At 42.1% G+C, this 15,663-nt stretch carries 19 protein-coding genes; 11 read left to right on the top strand and 8 right to left on the bottom strand.

Features of this window, described 5'->3' with window-relative positions:
* Positions 1-34: 34 nt before the first annotated feature.
* Positions 35-376, bottom strand: a complete 342-nt coding sequence (grxD, locus tag F995_RS09035; protein WP_004279738.1) for a Grx4 family monothiol glutaredoxin — start codon at positions 374-376, stop codon at positions 35-37.
* A 160-nt stretch (positions 377-536) separates the two neighbouring features.
* Between grxD and F995_RS09030 the strand changes: the two genes are divergently transcribed.
* Positions 537-1,748, top strand: a complete 1,212-nt coding sequence (locus tag F995_RS09030; RefSeq protein ID WP_004646541.1) for an aspartate aminotransferase family protein — start codon at positions 537-539, stop codon at positions 1,746-1,748.
* 59 nt (positions 1,749-1,807) lie between these two features.
* On the opposite strand, the gene F995_RS09025 is transcribed toward F995_RS09030, so the two are convergent.
* The 3 genes from F995_RS09025 to surE all read right to left on the bottom strand — a co-directional run bounded on the left by F995_RS09025 (position 1,808) and on the right by surE (position 4,542).
* Complete coding sequence (locus F995_RS09025) at positions 1,808-2,737, bottom strand: LysR family transcriptional regulator (RefSeq protein WP_004279736.1); 930 nt, start codon at positions 2,735-2,737, stop codon at positions 1,808-1,810.
* Between the two features lie 91 nt (positions 2,738-2,828).
* Positions 2,829-3,659 carry a peptidoglycan DD-metalloendopeptidase family protein gene (locus F995_RS09020; protein WP_004646540.1) on the bottom strand — a complete coding sequence of 277 codons (831 nt, stop codon included), beginning with the start codon at positions 3,657-3,659 and terminating at the stop codon, positions 2,829-2,831.
* A gap of 94 nt (positions 3,660-3,753) precedes the next feature.
* Entirely contained in the window at positions 3,754-4,542 is a 789-nt protein-coding gene (gene surE / locus F995_RS09015; RefSeq protein WP_004279734.1) for a 5'/3'-nucleotidase SurE, read from the bottom strand.
* A gap of 111 nt (positions 4,543-4,653) precedes the next feature.
* Between surE and F995_RS09010 the strand changes: the two genes are divergently transcribed.
* The 10 genes from F995_RS09010 to F995_RS08965 all read left to right on the top strand — a co-directional run bounded on the left by F995_RS09010 (position 4,654) and on the right by F995_RS08965 (position 12,711).
* Complete coding sequence (locus F995_RS09010) at positions 4,654-5,025, top strand: MCR_0457 family protein (protein WP_004279733.1); 372 nt, start codon at positions 4,654-4,656, stop codon at positions 5,023-5,025.
* Between the two features lie 161 nt (positions 5,026-5,186).
* Entirely contained in the window at positions 5,187-5,567 is a 381-nt protein-coding gene (locus F995_RS09005; RefSeq protein WP_004646539.1) for an MCR_0457 family protein, read from the top strand.
* 128 nt (positions 5,568-5,695) lie between these two features.
* Complete coding sequence (gene dacC, locus F995_RS09000; protein ID WP_004646537.1) at positions 5,696-6,844, top strand: D-alanyl-D-alanine carboxypeptidase PBP5/6; 1,149 nt, start codon at positions 5,696-5,698, stop codon at positions 6,842-6,844.
* A 111-nt stretch (positions 6,845-6,955) separates the two neighbouring features.
* Positions 6,956-7,486 (top strand): gamma carbonic anhydrase family protein, encoded by a 531-nt coding sequence (locus F995_RS08995; RefSeq protein ID WP_004646536.1) that lies wholly within the window; start codon positions 6,956-6,958, stop codon positions 7,484-7,486.
* A 68-nt stretch (positions 7,487-7,554) separates the two neighbouring features.
* Complete coding sequence (locus F995_RS08990; protein ID WP_004646535.1) at positions 7,555-8,127, top strand: hypothetical protein; 573 nt, start codon at positions 7,555-7,557, stop codon at positions 8,125-8,127.
* Positions 8,128-8,168: 41 nt separating this feature from the next.
* A complete protein-coding gene (locus F995_RS08985; RefSeq protein WP_004646534.1) occupies positions 8,169-8,654 on the top strand; it encodes an NUDIX hydrolase in 486 nt (161 codons plus the stop codon).
* A 4-nt stretch (positions 8,655-8,658) separates the two neighbouring features.
* Positions 8,659-9,798, top strand: a complete 1,140-nt coding sequence (gene mnmA, locus F995_RS08980; RefSeq protein WP_004646533.1) for a tRNA 2-thiouridine(34) synthase MnmA — start codon at positions 8,659-8,661, stop codon at positions 9,796-9,798.
* A 7-nt stretch (positions 9,799-9,805) separates the two neighbouring features.
* Positions 9,806-10,537, top strand: a complete 732-nt coding sequence (gene hflD / locus F995_RS08975; RefSeq protein ID WP_004646532.1) for a high frequency lysogenization protein HflD — start codon at positions 9,806-9,808, stop codon at positions 10,535-10,537.
* A 54-nt stretch (positions 10,538-10,591) separates the two neighbouring features.
* Positions 10,592-11,980 carry an adenylosuccinate lyase gene (gene purB, locus F995_RS08970; protein WP_004646531.1) on the top strand — a complete coding sequence of 463 codons (1,389 nt, stop codon included), beginning with the start codon at positions 10,592-10,594 and terminating at the stop codon, positions 11,978-11,980.
* An 89-nt stretch (positions 11,981-12,069) separates the two neighbouring features.
* Complete coding sequence (locus F995_RS08965; protein WP_004646530.1) at positions 12,070-12,711, top strand: DUF2238 domain-containing protein; 642 nt, start codon at positions 12,070-12,072, stop codon at positions 12,709-12,711.
* A 73-nt stretch (positions 12,712-12,784) separates the two neighbouring features.
* Here F995_RS08965 and F995_RS08960 read toward each other — a convergent pair whose 3' ends face one another.
* The 4 genes from F995_RS08960 to pstB form a co-directional block, all read right to left on the bottom strand.
* Entirely contained in the window at positions 12,785-13,024 is a 240-nt protein-coding gene (locus tag F995_RS08960; RefSeq protein ID WP_004646529.1) for a hypothetical protein, read from the bottom strand.
* Positions 13,025-13,081: 57 nt separating this feature from the next.
* Positions 13,082-13,513 carry a hypothetical protein gene (locus F995_RS08955; RefSeq protein WP_004279718.1) on the bottom strand — a complete coding sequence of 144 codons (432 nt, stop codon included), beginning with the start codon at positions 13,511-13,513 and terminating at the stop codon, positions 13,082-13,084.
* A 109-nt stretch (positions 13,514-13,622) separates the two neighbouring features.
* Positions 13,623-14,585, bottom strand: coding sequence for a protease SohB (sohB, locus tag F995_RS08950; protein ID WP_004646527.1), 963 nt, complete (start codon positions 14,583-14,585; stop codon positions 13,623-13,625).
* A 151-nt stretch (positions 14,586-14,736) separates the two neighbouring features.
* A complete protein-coding gene (gene pstB / locus F995_RS08945; RefSeq protein ID WP_004279716.1) occupies positions 14,737-15,651 on the bottom strand; it encodes a phosphate ABC transporter ATP-binding protein PstB in 915 nt (304 codons plus the stop codon).
* Between the last annotated feature and the right edge of the window lie 12 nt (positions 15,652-15,663).

The raw sequence follows: 15,663 nt of genomic DNA, 5'->3' as shown, positions 1-15,663 counted from the left end.
GCTTTTTCACATCTGAACTTAATTTAATACAAAATTAAGCATCAGCTGCCGGGCTGTACTGTTCAACTAAAGGCTTTAATTCACCTTTTTGGAACATGTCGAGCATGATATCACTACCACCGATCAACTCACCATTGATCCAAAGCTGTGGAAATGTCGGCCAGTTGGCGATTTGTGGTAACATCGCGCGAATGTCCTGGTTTTCCAGAATGTTTACATAAGCAAACGGACGACCAATTTGACTGAGTGCTTCTACTGCACGTGCAGAAAAACCACATTGTGGAAATTGCGGTGTGCCTTTCATGTAAAGAAGTACTGCGTGTTTTGCAATTTGGTCACGAATTAACGCTTCGGTATCGCGTGCTTGTTCAGTCATTGATAAATCCTCAACTCATCTGTCTCGCATTATACCCAAATCCAGGCAAAACAGTATGTCTAAAGCAATAATTCCAATTTTATTTACAATTACCCTTTAAATCTGAGCGGGTTTTTGCTTATATAAGTTTTTCTTTCCACCTAACAGTTAAGAGTTAGTCATGAATAATATTACCCTCGCACCGGTACAAACTGATCAACCGTCTCATTTGATGCCTGTTTTTGGCCGTCAACCGATCAGCTTTGTCCGAGGACGAGGTGCATATCTTTATACCGAAGATGGTACAGAGTATTTAGATGCATTAACCGGAATTGCGGTATGCGGTTTGGGCCATGCGCATCCAGTCATTGCCGAAGCGATTGCTGAACAGGCAGCGACCCTGATTCATACCAGCAACCTGTTTGAAGTGCCTTGGCAAACCGCTGCCGCACAGAAACTGGCTGAAGTTGCAGGTATGGAAGAAGTATTTTTCTCCAACAGTGGCGCAGAATCAAATGAAGGTGCAATCAAAATTGCACGTAAATTTGGTCATATGCAAGGCATTGCATCGCCTAAAATCATTGTTGCCGACCAGTCTTTCCATGGTCGTACCATGGCCACCTTATCTGCTACAGGCAATAAAAAAGTGCAGGAAGGCTTTGGCCCACTGGTTGAAGGTTTTGTCCGTGTACCTTTTGGTGATATCGAAGCGATTGAAGAAGCGGCAATCAATCACCCGGATATCGTAGCGATTTTGGTTGAGCCTATTCAGGGTGAAGGCGGTGTCAATACCGCACCTCAAGGTTTCAGCTATTTAGAAGAAATTCGCCAAATCTGCAACCAGCATAACTGGCTGATGATGCTGGACGAAGTGCAAACTGGTAATGGCCGTACCGGTAAATACTTTGCTTATCAGCACACCAATATTATTCCGGATGTACTGACCACAGCCAAAGGCTTAGGAAATGGCTTCCCGATTGGTGCAGTCATGACCCAAGGTCGTGGCGTCGGTGTATTAACTGCTGGAAATCACGGTTCTACCTATAGCGGTACAGCACTGGGTTCGCGTGTGGTCTATACCATTCTCGATATTATGCGAAAAGAAAATATCGTCGCGAATGCGGCTGAAAAAGGTGCTTATATCGTTGACCAGCTACGCAACAAACTGGCAGATCAAAATGTCATCGTACGTGGTTTCGGTCTGATGATCGGGATTGAATTACCAAAAGAATGTGGTGATCTGGTTGCGATTGCACGCAATGAATACAAGATGATTATCAATGTCACTGCAGGCAATGTCGTTCGTCTGTTGCCTACCCTGAATATTACCCAGGAGCAGGCAGACCAGTTGATCGAACGTCTGGTAAAAATGATCAAAGCTTATTTGGCATAAAGCCCTAGCCTAAAAATTAAAAAAGCCGCTCTAAAGCGGCTTTTTTATTATTCTGTACTCTATGATGCGTTTTGTAACATACGTCCGCCAGAGATCTGGCTAAAATATTGTTTCAGGGTATCAAGACAACGAAGAATTTTTGTCGGTTGTTGTTCACGTTTCGGAATAACCGCATACAGTGTAATCGATGGCAGTCTCCATTCAGGCAGAACTTCAACTAAAGTACCGTTAAGCAAATCCTTTTTAGCATCAAGATATAAAACCTTGGCAATCCCATTACCCTGCAAGCACATCGATTTTGCAACCAAACCGTTATTGGTACTGAAACGGGATTTCAGTTCAAACTCGGCTTTTTCTGCAGTATTCACATGTTGGAAATGATAATACTGATGGTTTTTAAGATGCGTTAAAGGCAAGACCTCATGATTTTTAAGATCATCAGGTTTCGAAATAATGGTGCTTTGATTAATATAACTCGGTGTCGCCACCAGAATTTGCTCAATCTGCATCAATGGCACAACCTGAAGATTATGCTCATCATTTTTCTGTTCAAATCTTAGGGCGATATCAACCCGCCCATCCAACAAATCAACCTCATGATTGTTTGTTTCTAAATGTACTGCCAAGCCGCGATGTGCAGCTATCCAATGAGAAAGTGCAGGAATCACATGATTCGCGCATAATTCTGGCAAAGAAACGATACGCAGCTCACCCACGAGATCATCACGTAACTCATTGATCCGGACTTTACCGCGCTCAGCAGCAGATAACATTTCTTGACAGCTATGGAAAAAAGCTTGTCCCGCTTCGGTCAGACTTAATTTTCTCGTCGAACGATTTAGAAGTACGACTTCCATATCGTGTTCTAACGAGCGAATTTGTTGACTGACGGCGCTGGTCGTAATCCCTAATTCACGGGCAGCACCGCTAAACGAGTTCTTCTCCACAACGCAAGCAAAGACACCCATTGCTCGAAGTTGATCTAACATAAATTTCCCTCTAAACTTATGAGGTGCTTCATCATTTGATAAAAGCAACTTATTGTATTATACGGCGAAATTTACACTTTGCATTATTTATTTAATTGTTTGGTAAAACTGCAGTAGGATTAATAGGTTTGCCGTCTAAGCGCACCTGAAACTCAAGCATGGTACGGTTTGTACCAGTTGATCCCATTTCTGCAATTTTTTGACCAGCCGTTACATTTTGGCCACTTTTCACATTCAATTTACTGTTATGTGCATAAGCGGTGATATAGCCATTGATATGCTTTACCAACACCAGATTGCCATATTCTTTCAGGCCATCAGCGGCATACACCACCTGCCCGTCTGCTGCTGCAAATACCGGATCACCGACATTGCCACTATAGCGGGTGCCCTTGATATTAGAAGCTAAATTGTATTGCTGAAGAATCGCGCCATTCGATGGTTTTACCCAACGTAGACCTGCTGCAGTAGATACTGGCGTTACAGGTGCAGATGTACTGACGCGTGGTGTGGTTTGTACTGTCGTTGCTGGTGTCACCGGTGCCGGTGTAGGCACTGCAATTGTTTGACGCTGGATTGGCGCTGCCTGAGTCACTGCTTGGGTGCTGGTGCTACGGCGCGTAGTATGGGTTTTCAGGCGGATCGATTGTCCGACATAAATCCGGTACGGCGCACTGATATCATTCATCTCTGCGACACTGATATAGTTCAGTCCATAACGTGCTGCAATCCCACTCAATGTATCTCCTGAACGCACCGTATAGAAATCAGGAGCTGTTGCATAACGCGTTGCATTATTCACCTGGGGTTTGGTGGCACAACCGGTAATTACTCCTGTAGAAATAACAACGGTCGATAAAACGAGGGTTTTAATCAGGGTTGTAGGCGAAGCTACGACACATTTCGGTAACACCAAGAACATTATCTTCCTCTCTAATGCTATACGGTTGCAAAATTCCGTTAAGATTAGCAAAGTTTTACGGCAATATACTTGCAATCGCGAGTTTTTCACAAAGTTATAACACTAAGGACGCATTTTCTGCCAATTGTGTTTGTAAATTCCGCAGACTCTCATAATTGGTAGCATCCATCTGAATCGGGGTAATACTGACATAGCCATTGGCGACCGCAGAGAAGTCCGAATCAATTTCGTTAAATCCTGGCTTAGGGTCTGCGACTGCTTCTCCTGAGAGTCCAATCCAGAATACCTGACGACCACGCGGATCTATATGACTCGTCACCGGTTTAGACTGACGGCGGCGACTTTGATATGTCACTTTTTCACCCTGCAATTCAGTTACATCTGGAATATTGATATTAAAAATATGTCGCTCAGGCAGAACAGGCAAACCACGAGCAATAAAATCATGCACCCATTCGGCGGCCAACTGATAATCCTGAGGCTGCTGATAGCCACGTACATTCGGCCCACTCAGTGATACGGCAATCGCAGGATGTTTAGTTAAACGACCTTCAAAGGCCGCCCCGACTGTACCGGAATACAAGATATCATCTCCCAGATTTGCGCCGCTATTTATCCCGCTAACCACCAGGTCAAATTCAAAATCAAATAGCCCGTTCATAGCCAAGTAAACGCAATCTGCCGGCGTCCCATTAACCGCCCAGACATCAGGAGAAATCTGGATTGGGCGTAAAGGGCGGTCCAAAGTTAAGGCACTAGAAAAGCCACTGCGTTCACTTTCCGGTGCCACAATCACCACTCGCCCCAAAGGCTTTAGCGCTTGCGCCAAAGCCTGAATACCGGGTGCAAACACCCCATCATCATTTGAAACTAAAATATTCACTAAAAAATCTCGTTACGCTAAAAAATGACTGACTAGGACATTTCATTGTATTAGTGCAGGAATTATATATATTTATTGCTCGACATCCATCTTTATAATATGTGGCTCAAGATGATTAAAAAATTCTCTTTATTTAGCGCTCTCACTTTAAGCTTGGCAGCATTTATTTCCCCTTCAGTTATGGCAAACGATCTGACTGTTGAAGAAAACAATACCATTGTAAAAGAAGATATTGCATCAGCACAGGTTATGGCTGAAGTTTGCCCGGCAATCATTGGTCAAAATCCAAAATTTAACAGCACCGTTGAACAATTGATCCAGTCTTATCTTGCAGACTACTCAGATAAAGGCATGAGCTATCAAAAGCTACAGGCAGACAGTGAATATAAATCTTTACTTGAAGAAGCACGTCAGGGTGCAAAGCAAACCAGCTCAGACGAGCAGAAAACTGTCTGTGAAGAAATGCTAAACTACCAAGGCTAAGCCAGCTAAATTTTCAAATAAGACGGTGTAAACATCGTCTTATTTTCTCTTACAGATTTATTCATAATTCTACAGCTTCGCTACATTTTCCCACTTTTCAATTTCAAAAATAAGTTTAAGCTAGGCAAATTATTGTTCTAAATCTTCTTTTTGAGTTTTCAATGAAAAATCCAATATTCCAAGCTTTAACATTCTGCGCAATTTCTGCCGCCACTCTTTTGGGAACTTCTGCATTTGCAGCCGATGAAAACATTAATGTTACCCCAACTCAGCAAGTGACCAAACAGGAACTGGCAGCCATTTATGTTCTTTCAGAAATCTGTCCAAGCATGGTCAAAGACAAGTCACAGTTTAATCAGGGTTATACCAAGCTGGTGACTGAGTATATGCCGGGCCAGCGTAATCCGGTTGAAAGCTTAAACCAGATGGCTAAACAGAACGATTTCCGCAATATTCTGTCCGAAGCACAATCGGATGCCAAGAAAGCCGGCAAGAAAAAAAATCAGGTGATTTGTAATGAATTAACCACCTATAACAATTAAGCTGCTTTTCTGCCGATAACTTACAATACTTTTGAAATAAGACCGGGTTTCCCATAGAAGTCAGCCTAGCTTTGTCCTAAAATGCTAGGCTCTTCGTGCTTACATCAAGATATAGGAACCCACTAGAAATGACCCAAAAAACTGCCCTTGCTGCATTATTATTAGTTCCTAGTTTTAGCTTTGCAGCAACTGTCCTATCTGCACCACCAGAATTGAATAATAAATCCTATGTGCTAATGGACTACGAGACAGGGCAACTTCTCGCTTCAAAAAATGAAAATGAAAAATTAGCCCCTGCTTCAATGACCAAGATGATGACCAGCTACATCATCGAACAAAAACTATTGAGCGGTGAACTCACTGAAGATGAACAAGTGCGCATGAACGAGTCAGCATGGTGTCGCGGCAGTAGCGCGGAATCATGTATGTATGTACCTTTAAATGGTACGGCAACTGCACTTGAAATGCTTCGCGGGATTATTATTCAATCAGGGAATGATGCATCGAAAGCCATGGCTGAACATATTGCAGGGAACGAGGGTACCTTTGCACATATGATGAACCAGGAAGCTAAACGTATTGGCATGACCAATACCAGCTTTATCAATTCAACCGGTATGCCAGCTGAAGGTCATTATTCAACTGCCAAAGATATGGCAACGCTGGCACAACACATCATTAAAGACAGTTCTAAGTATTATCCGATTTATGCGGAAAAAGAATTTACCTTTAATGGCATCAAGCAAGGTAACCGTAATGCCCTGCTATATACTGATCCGAGTGTAGATGGTTTAAAAACTGGCCACACTGATGAAGCTGGTTATTGTCTGACCACCTCATCAAAACGCGGTCCTACGCGTCTGATTTCAGTGATTTTTGGTGCACCAACCATGCAGGAACGTGCGACACAAACACGTGAATTGCTGGCTTGGGGTTATGCAAACTTCGAAACCAAAAATGTTCAACCTGCTAAACAGGTACTTGCCAAAGCCAAAGTCTGGTTTGGTAAGGAAGATGAAGTTCAGATCGGTCTTGCTGAAAACTTTAACGTGACCATGCCAAAAGGTCAGGCTAATGCGATTAAAACCCAGCTGGTAGTTCAACCTAAACTGACTGCACCTTTACAGCCTGGTCAGGTCGTAGGTAAATACGTAGCGACTCTGGATGGTAAAGTAATTTCAGAAAAACCATTGGTGGCTTTAAACGCGGTTGAAGAAGCTGGTTTCTTCGCACGTATGCTCGACCACATTAAACAGTTCTTCTCAAACTTGTTCTAAGTTTAAATAAACTGTTTTAGTCCCGGACTAAGACCAAAGCACTCATTCAGATGGGTGCTTTTTATTTTATACTATGCACATGATCCTTAAACTTTTAATGAGCAGATCACCATGAGCCAAAACATTCGTTCTTATTTAGACACGACTCCAGAAATTGATAAATCGTGTTATATCGATCCGATGGGAATCGTGGTCGGCGATGTGGTCTTGGCTGAAAATGTTTCTGTCTGGCCTTTTGCCGTGATTCGTGGTGATGTTAATTCAATCCGGATTGGTAAAAATTCGAATGTTCAGGATCATGCCATGTTGCATGTCAGTCATAAAAAAGCCGATAAACCGAATGGTTCGCCTTTGATCATTGGTGAAGATGTCACGATTGGCCATCATGTGACATTGCATGGTTGTACGATTGGTAATCGTGTACTAATTGGGATTAACAGCATTATTCTGGATGATGTCATCATTCCGAATGATGTGATGATTGGTGCAGGTACGCTAGTTCCACCGGGTAAAGTTTTGGAAAGTGGCTGGCTCTATGTTGGTAGCCCGGCAAAAAAAGCACGTCCGCTCACTGAAAAAGAAATGGCGTTCTTGCCGTATTCTGCACATAATTATGTAAAAGTTTCTGAGAATTATAAATAACTGTTTTAATTGCCAAATTTTTTGATCGTTAGATACAATAAATTAAATCTATCTCTATATGAATATTTATGTTTAAAGAAATTGAAAAATATGTGGGATTTTATCTACTCACCTACATAATAATTTTATTCATATGTGGATTTTTTCAGTACATAGCAGTGTGTCAAGGACAATCTTTATCTTGTAGCTTCAGTATGACTGGAATTAACACAATTATTACAACCACTGCTTATGTAATAACACCTATAGTTGCCATCATTGGTTTTATTTCTTGGAAGGTACAATATAACATTCAACTCGATAAAAATGATCTCAGAAATGCTTTAGAGGCTGCCGTCATACTCAAGGAAAATATAAATTATTTTGAAGTACATTTAAATAACTTATATTTACAAATACAAGAAGTACCCGTAAAAAACTTCGAAACACTTATTTCACATTATGATGAAAATAAAGTTGAAATTAGACAAAAAAGACGTGAACTTTCCCTGAATACAATCAAATATTACTCATGTCTAGAAATATGCCAACATCCAATTCCTGAAAGTCAAATTGACTTTCTATATAATCATAACAATGAATTTGAAGGAAAGTTTAAAACTATAGTTTTCGGAAAATTTCATCATAGCCACACACCCTAAAATTTTATACAATAGTGCATCCTTTTCCATGGTGCTGCTTTATGACCGCTTGGACTGCTCATGTCACTGTCGCAACTGTCGTTGAAAAAGACGGAAAATTCCTGTTTGTAGAAGAACATACAGAAGGTGTGACACACACGGTATTTAATCAGCCAGCAGGTCATGTTGAATGCGGTGAAACCATTATTGAAGCCGCAATTCGTGAAACCATGGAAGAAACAGGTCATAGGGTGGAAGTAAAACACTTATTAGGTATATATACCTATACTCCACCGATGTTCCCGGATCGTACTTATTACCGTTTCTGTTTCTTGGCCAAATCCATTGACTATGACCCAAATGCCACTTTAGATACAGATATTATCGGCGCAGTCTGGATGACGCTTGATGAACTGATTGAATCTGCTCGCGCGCGTAGTCCATTGGTGATTAAAGCCGTGCAAGATGCGCTTTCAGGTCAAAAATATCCTTTATCGCTCATTTACGAGCACCAAAATTCTCCCTTAATTTCAAATTTGGATGCCTAATCCTATGCAACAACGTGTCATCGTCGGTATGTCAGGTGGTGTAGATTCATCTGTTTCTGCTGCCCTTTTACTTCAACAAGGTTATCAGGTTGAAGGTCTTTTCATGAAAAACTGGGAAGAAGATGACGGCACAGAATATTGCACGGCGATGGATGACCTTGCCGATGCACAAGCCGTTTGCGACAAAATCGGGATTAAACTGCATACCGCAAACTTTGCCATGGAATATTGGGATCGCGTATTCGAGCATTTCCTGGCGGAATATGCGGCTGGCCGTACGCCAAACCCAGACATTTTATGTAATAAAGAAATTAAATTCCGTGCCTTCTTAGATCACGCGATTAACTTGGGTGCAGACTTTATTGCCACAGGCCATTACTGCCGTCGTGGTGAAACCATGACCAACTCACGTGGTGAAGAATATGCACCTTTATTGCGTGGTGTGGACAATAACAAAGACCAGACTTATTTCCTGCATGCTGTCCATGGTCGTGAAATTAATAAGACCCTGTTCCCTGTTGGTGAAATTGAAAAGCCACAAGTCCGTAAAATTGCAGAAGAATTAGATCTGGTTACTGCCAAGAAAAAAGACTCGACCGGGATCTGTTTCATTGGTGAACGTCGTTTTAATGACTTCTTGAAGCAATATTTACCCGCTCAACCCGGAAAAATCGTGCTGGAAGACGGTAAAGAGGTTGGTGATCATCACGGCTTAATGTACTATACGCTCGGTCAACGCGGTGGTATTGGTATTGGCGGTATGAAGGGCGTTGCTGAAGGTGCCTGGTTCGTATTGCATAAAGATATCGAAGGCAATCGTCTGGTGGTCGGTCAAGGCCATGAACACCCACTCATGCAAAGTACTACACTTTGGAGTGAAGCGATTGACTGGGTCGCAGGTGAGCAGGATATTCCTGAAACAGGCTTCCGCTGTACGGCCAAAACCCGTTACCGTCAGACTGATCAAGCATGTACTGTGTATCAAGATTCAGAATCACCGAATGGTGTTCGTGTTGAGTTTGATGAACCTCAACGTGCAGTGACCCCGGGTCAAAGCGTGGTGTTCTATTCAGGTGAAGTTTGTTTAGGGGGTGGTGTGATTCATCATACCAATGCACCTAAACCTGATTTTATAAAAGGATGAATTCGGCATGACGGAGTTACCATTTCAACCAGCCACAACGTTGAATACTCGTCAAAATCGTGCTTTGGCATTAGCGGGTGTGTTTCAGGCCACCCAGCTGACCCATATGACAGCATTGACAGGTCAGCAAAGCATTGGTGAAAGTGGTAACTTTTATTTTGAACAGTTGATTAGAGCCAGTCTTAATATCCGTCCCGGCAGTAATCAAAATGCCCAGACCCTAGACTTTTTTAATCAACTGGCTGATATTTCCTTAGGTTTAAAAACATTAGAAAGCAGCATTATTCAACCCTTCAATACTTCTCCAAAATCCAGAATTCCAAAATTTTCCAGCACCAAACTTCCCATGAGCTATGCAATGGCACTTCTTCAGTTAGAAAAGAAGGTCTATAGCAATCCCAAATTTGTTGAAATTATTGAACAGTCCCAACAGAAAATTCTCAGACAGCTTTCTTTCTTTGATAATAATTACCTGCACCCCAGCATCATTGCCAATCTCGCTCAAACCTATGTCGATACGGCCGGACAGATTAATCCGCGCATTATGGTACGTGGTAATGCTGAAGCCTTTAAAGATGCCGGACACACCAACCGTATTCGTGCGTCCTTATTTACCGGTTTGCAAATGGCGCACTTGTGGCGTCAGCTCGGTGGCAGCTCTTGGGGCATGGTATTTGGCAAGCGCAAGTTGCTACAAGATATTCAGAATCTAGCGCGTTTACAGTTTCAGGTGGTTTAACTGATGCTGCACGTGTTTCGTTTTACGTTTAATTCCAAAATCTAAGGAATCGATATGAACGCTTTAACTGCACTTTCTCCATTAGATGGACGTTACGCGAGCAAATGTGATGCTCTACGTCCTTTTCTTTCTGAGTTTGGTTTAATCCATGCTCGTGTGACTGTTGAAGTGCGTTGGTTACAAGCGCTTGCAAACCACCCGGAAATTACTGAAGTACCGGCGTTTTCAGGCGAAACTAATGCAGCGCTTGATGCGATTGTGAGCGATTTTTCTGAAGATGATGCCAATCGCATCAAAGAGATCGAACGCACCACTAACCACGACGTTAAAGCGGTTGAGTATTTCCTGAAAGAAAAAATCGCTGGTATCGAAGAACTTAAAAATGCCGGTGAATTCATTCACTTTGCATGTACGTCTGAAGATATTAACAACCTGTCACATGCCTTGATGCTGAAAAGCGGTCGTGATGTACTGGTTGCATCTATGCAGCAAATCATCGATTCAATCGTTGCGCTTTCTGAAAAGCATGCAGACCAGCCAATGTTGTCTCGTACTCATGGTCAAACTGCAAGCCCGACAACTTTGGGTAAAGAAATGGCGAACGTGGCTTACCGCCTCGCACGCCAAATCAAACAGTTCAAAAATGTTGAGCTACTGGGCAAAATCAATGGTGCAGTAGGTAACTACAATGCGCACTACTCTGCTTACCCAGACATCAACTGGCCTGCGCACTCACAAGCATTTGTAGAGTCTTTGGGTCTAGACTTCAACCCGTACACCACTCAAATCGAGCCACATGACTATATGGCTGAACTGTTTGATGCGCTACGTCGTTTCAACACTATTCTGATCGATTTTAACCGTGACATTTGGGGCTATATCTCTCTTGGTTTCTTCAAGCAAAAACTAAAAGAAGGCGAAGTTGGTTCTTCAACCATGCCACACAAAGTTAACCCAATTGACTTTGAAAACTCTGAAGGTAACTTGGGTATTGCCAATGCTGTACTTGCACACCTTGGCGAAAAACTGCCTATTTCTCGCTGGCAGCGTGACCTGACTGACTCTACGGTGCTTCGTAACATGGGTGTTGGTTTTGCGCAAAGCTTAATTGCTTTTGAAGCTTGCTCTAAAGGTATTGGTAAACTGGAATTGAATGCTGCGCGTATCAATGAAGATTTGGATAATGCCCAAGAAGTATTGGCTGAACCAATTCAAACTGTAATGCGTCGTTACAACGTTGAAAAACCATACGAAAAACTAAAAGCCCTGACTCGTGGTCAAGCCATGACTCGCGACATGATGGTAGATTTCGTAAACGGTAACGAGTTAGAAGCTGTTCCTGCTGCTGACCGTGCGCGTTTAGCGGAAATGACACCTGCATCATATACAGGTAATGCTGCTGATCAAGCTAAACAGGTAGCTGAGCTGATTGCAAAAATCTAATTTGCAATAAGACGAAAAGGCGAAGCTCAGGCTTCGCCTTTTTATTTATAATGTATTTTATTTTAAAAAAGATATTTCATAATAACGACATGATTGAACATCGACTTTCTGCCAAACATTACGCGAGCCTGGGCATTTTAATTCTGGCGAGTTTGCTTGCCAGTATTCGTCCTTTAGAACTGGAAGCTTATCTCTTGCATCAAGCAGGCACAGTTTTCATGATCATCATGCTGCTCATCTGCCTGTATAAAATCGGGCTGAATTTTTTAAATTTTAATTTATATATTCTTTTTCTGATTGTTCATGTGATTGCTGCGCACTATCTGTATTCTTATGTGCCCTATAACCAGTGGATCGAACAGATTTTTGGCTTTAATCTGAATGAAGCCATGCACTGGTCACGCAATATGTTCGACCGATTTGTCCATCTGGCCTACGGATTATTACTTTATCCAGTTTTCCATCGCCTGTTTCAGGTCTGGTTGCCGCAGCAAAAACCCGTGGTCATTTTCCTACTGGTGATTCAGTTTGTGGTGGCCAGCAGCATGCTCTATGAATGGCTGGAATGGCTGATTGCCATTGGTTTATCTCCTGAGGAAGCGGAAAACTATAATGGACAACAAGGTGATATGTGGGATGCACACAAAGACATCTTGCTTGCTACGATTGGCGCGGCGATAACAGGCGGGCTGCAATTGATACCGAAAAATCAAAAAAGCTCATCGAAGTGAGCTTTTAAAATCACAATCTAATAGCTGAATTAAAGTTTTGGATCACGCATTTAATTACATTCATATTTTTCAATTATGAATGTGGGCAATATCGCATCCAATCATCTTTCATTTTTTGCAGTTCATTCCCCGTCAACATCTCACTGTAATAAATGAAATAGGTTGCATCAGGATATTGAATCTCATGACGGAACATCATGCCACGCAGTGACACAGATAACTCCTCAGGAAAATCATCCTCTAAATAAAGTTCTTCAAATTCATAATTAAAATAACAATTTTGCGTCGCAAGAAATGCTTCAGCTATAGCCATGTTTCTGCTCTAACAATGAAATATGCTTTATATTATCTGATTAGTTTCAATGATGGTTTACATTTCATTCGGTTCAATCCATTGAACAAACTTAGATTCTGACAAATGTGGATATTTGAACTTATCTAGATATTCAAAACAGGCCTTTTGGCCTTGAGGAATTTTATCCAGATGCTTATCGAAAAATAAATGCCGACTATATTGAGCGCCATCAAAGCGAATACTCACACGTTCAAATTCATTACCACCTCGAACTTTATGCATCTGATAAAACTGCACAACACCACATTCCTTCGATGGAATAACAGGTGGATCATTGGGCTTTAGAAAGCTATACAGCAGAAAGATACAAACGCCGGGTAGAAAACTCAGCCAAAACAAAACCTTCTTAGAATTATCCTGAGTTAATTTTGCTTCAGAATAAAGCATACATAACATCGGAATAAATACGATACTAAAAAAACCAAGCAACAAAATAAACGTGAGCATATGAGCCTAGACTCAATCAGAGTACTCCACTTATATCATAACAATATGATTTCAAAAAATAAAAAAGCTCACCGAAGTGAGCTTTAAAATTCATTCAAGATCAACTGAATTAAAGTTTTGGATCACGCATTTGTACCAAGTTTGCATTGGCTTTGCTTAAGCTTTCCATGACTTTATTCATGACAGTGGGTACCAGTGAATCAGCAATTTGCGCTGCTTGCAGGCCCAGCTTTTCACCCAAAGTTGGTTTCTTGCGGGTCTGGATGGAATAGATATCATGTTGGGGCAACAAGTTGAGCAGGTATTCATCTGAGGTTTGCAGTTTATCCACCAGATTTAGATCTAGCGCATCCCGACCATACCAATGCTCACCAGTGGCCACTTTTTCAATATTCAGCTGTGGGCGATACTTTTCAACGAAATGTTTGAATAAAGCATGTGTTTGCTGTAATTCTTCTTCAAACTTGGCCTTACCCTCTTCGGTATTTTCACCAAACATAGTCACGGTACGTTTGTACTGTCCTGCGGTATAGAGTTCAAAGTCGATTTTATTGTCTTTCAGCAGGCGGTTAAAGTTGGGGACTTGAGCAACCACACCAATTGAACCGACAATCGCGAATGGTGCAGAAATAATTTCATTGGCGATACACGCCATCATATAACCGCCACTGGCCGCCACTTTATCGACACAGATGGTCAGATGAAAACCTGCCTCGCGTAAACGTACCAGTTGAGCTGCTGCAAGTCCATAACCATGAACCATGCCGCCCGGACTTTCCAGACGCACTACCACACGGTCACGACCGGCTTTGGCTGTGGCCAGAATCAAGGTAATTTCTTCACGCAAGCCTTCTACCGCAGAAGCCGCCATATCGCCTTTAAAATCGAGTACATAGATTTTTTGATTGGTTTTCTTACGCGCACGCGCTTCTTTTGACAGTTGTTGTGATAACTGTAAAAGTTCCAGTTTAGAGCCAGTAGTTTGCGCTATTTTTTTTCGTTGTTCATTGATACGCGCATTGAGATGACTAATACGGATTTCAGCGGACAGTTTCGGAGTATGAAATAACATAAAAAATCTATTCTCTATTTAATTCGGATTTATTCCTTTAGATTAGGTCAATTTCGGTTTTTTTCAACTTTATTTCGAGAATTATTACGATTATCACCATCTATTTCACCTATAAAAAAAGAGCCTTGCGGCTCTTATTCTAGATATGGGATTAACCGAAACGCCCGGTAATATAGGCTTCAGTCAACTGATGATCTGGCTGGGTAAAGACTTTTTCGGTCGAGTTGACTTCAATCAGATCCCCCAAATGGAAATACGCAGTACGATCCGATACACGTGCTGCCTGTTGCATAGAGTGCGTTACGATCGCGATGGTATATTGCGTAGATAGCTCAGAAATCAGCTCTTCCACTTTGGCGGTTGCAATGGGATCAAGTGCCGAACACGGTTCATCCATCAAAATGACTTCTGGACTGACTGCAATCGTACGCGCGATACACAGACGTTGCTGCTGACCACCTGACAAACCTGTTCCCGGCTGGTTCAAACGATCTTTCACTTCTTCCCACAGACCGGCTTTGCGCAAGCTGCCTTCGACAATTTCTTCAAGATCGTACTTGTCACGCGCCAAACCATGCAGTTTTGGGCCATAGGAGACATTATCGAAGATTGATTTTGGAAATGGGTTCGGCTTCTGGAACACCATACCAACCTGTGCACGTAGCAAGACCACATCTAGGTTTGGATCATAGATATCCTGATTGTCCAGCATGACTTTACCGGTCACACGGCAGCTATCAATGGTATCGTTCATGCGGTTTAAGGTACGCAGAAAGGTCGATTTACCACAGCCTGATGGCCCAATAAAAGCAATCACTTCATTTTCATAAATGTTCAGGTCAATGCCTTTAATCGCTTCCGCTTCACCATAGTACACATGCACATCAGAAGTACTAAGTTTCACATTCGTCGACTTCGCATCTTTTTTGCTGCTGCTTTGCGTATCGAACTGGGAAACAAACGGAGTTGCCGGCTTTTGAGTCGCCTCATCCGAGGTGAATTGTGTCTGTTGTGGATTCACGATTTGATCCTTTTTTAAGGAATTTTGAATAACAGTTGTGTTCATGATTCTGCCCCT

The organism is Acinetobacter sp. CIP A162, from assembly GCF_000367905.1.
In the GTDB taxonomy this organism is placed as follows: domain Bacteria; phylum Pseudomonadota; class Gammaproteobacteria; order Pseudomonadales; family Moraxellaceae; genus Acinetobacter; species Acinetobacter lwoffii.
The sequence above is the reverse complement of the archived record's forward strand: the minus strand, read 5'-3'. Positions and strand labels throughout refer to the sequence as shown.

Coding starts and splice junctions, on each gene's coding strand:
- F995_RS09010 (WP_004279733.1), top strand. CDS start 4,654: ATGATTAAAAAATTCTCTTTATTTAGCGCTCTCACTTTAAGCTTGGCA.
- purB (WP_004646531.1), top strand. CDS start 10,592: ATGAACGCTTTAACTGCACTTTCTCCATTAGATGGACGTTACGCGAGC.
- F995_RS09025 (WP_004279736.1), bottom strand. CDS start 2,737: ATGTTAGATCAACTTCGAGCAATGGGTGTCTTTGCTTGCGTTGTGGAG.
- F995_RS09030 (WP_004646541.1), top strand. CDS start 537: ATGAATAATATTACCCTCGCACCGGTACAAACTGATCAACCGTCTCAT.
- grxD (WP_004279738.1), bottom strand. CDS start 376: ATGACTGAACAAGCACGCGATACCGAAGCGTTAATTCGTGACCAAATT.
- pstB (WP_004279716.1), bottom strand. CDS start 15,651: ATGAACACAACTGTTATTCAAAATTCCTTAAAAAAGGATCAAATCGTG.
- sohB (WP_004646527.1), bottom strand. CDS start 14,585: ATGTTATTTCATACTCCGAAACTGTCCGCTGAAATCCGTATTAGTCAT.
- hflD (WP_004646532.1), top strand. CDS start 9,806: ATGACGGAGTTACCATTTCAACCAGCCACAACGTTGAATACTCGTCAA.
- F995_RS08990 (WP_004646535.1), top strand. CDS start 7,555: ATGTTTAAAGAAATTGAAAAATATGTGGGATTTTATCTACTCACCTAC.
- F995_RS08985 (WP_004646534.1), top strand. CDS start 8,169: ATGACCGCTTGGACTGCTCATGTCACTGTCGCAACTGTCGTTGAAAAA.
- F995_RS08955 (WP_004279718.1), bottom strand. CDS start 13,513: ATGCTCACGTTTATTTTGTTGCTTGGTTTTTTTAGTATCGTATTTATT.
- F995_RS09005 (WP_004646539.1), top strand. CDS start 5,187: ATGAAAAATCCAATATTCCAAGCTTTAACATTCTGCGCAATTTCTGCC.
- mnmA (WP_004646533.1), top strand. CDS start 8,659: ATGCAACAACGTGTCATCGTCGGTATGTCAGGTGGTGTAGATTCATCT.
- F995_RS08965 (WP_004646530.1), top strand. CDS start 12,070: ATGATTGAACATCGACTTTCTGCCAAACATTACGCGAGCCTGGGCATT.
- dacC (WP_004646537.1), top strand. CDS start 5,696: ATGACCCAAAAAACTGCCCTTGCTGCATTATTATTAGTTCCTAGTTTT.
- F995_RS08960 (WP_004646529.1), bottom strand. CDS start 13,024: ATGGCTATAGCTGAAGCATTTCTTGCGACGCAAAATTGTTATTTTAAT.
- F995_RS09020 (WP_004646540.1), bottom strand. CDS start 3,659: ATGTTCTTGGTGTTACCGAAATGTGTCGTAGCTTCGCCTACAACCCTG.
- F995_RS08995 (WP_004646536.1), top strand. CDS start 6,956: ATGAGCCAAAACATTCGTTCTTATTTAGACACGACTCCAGAAATTGAT.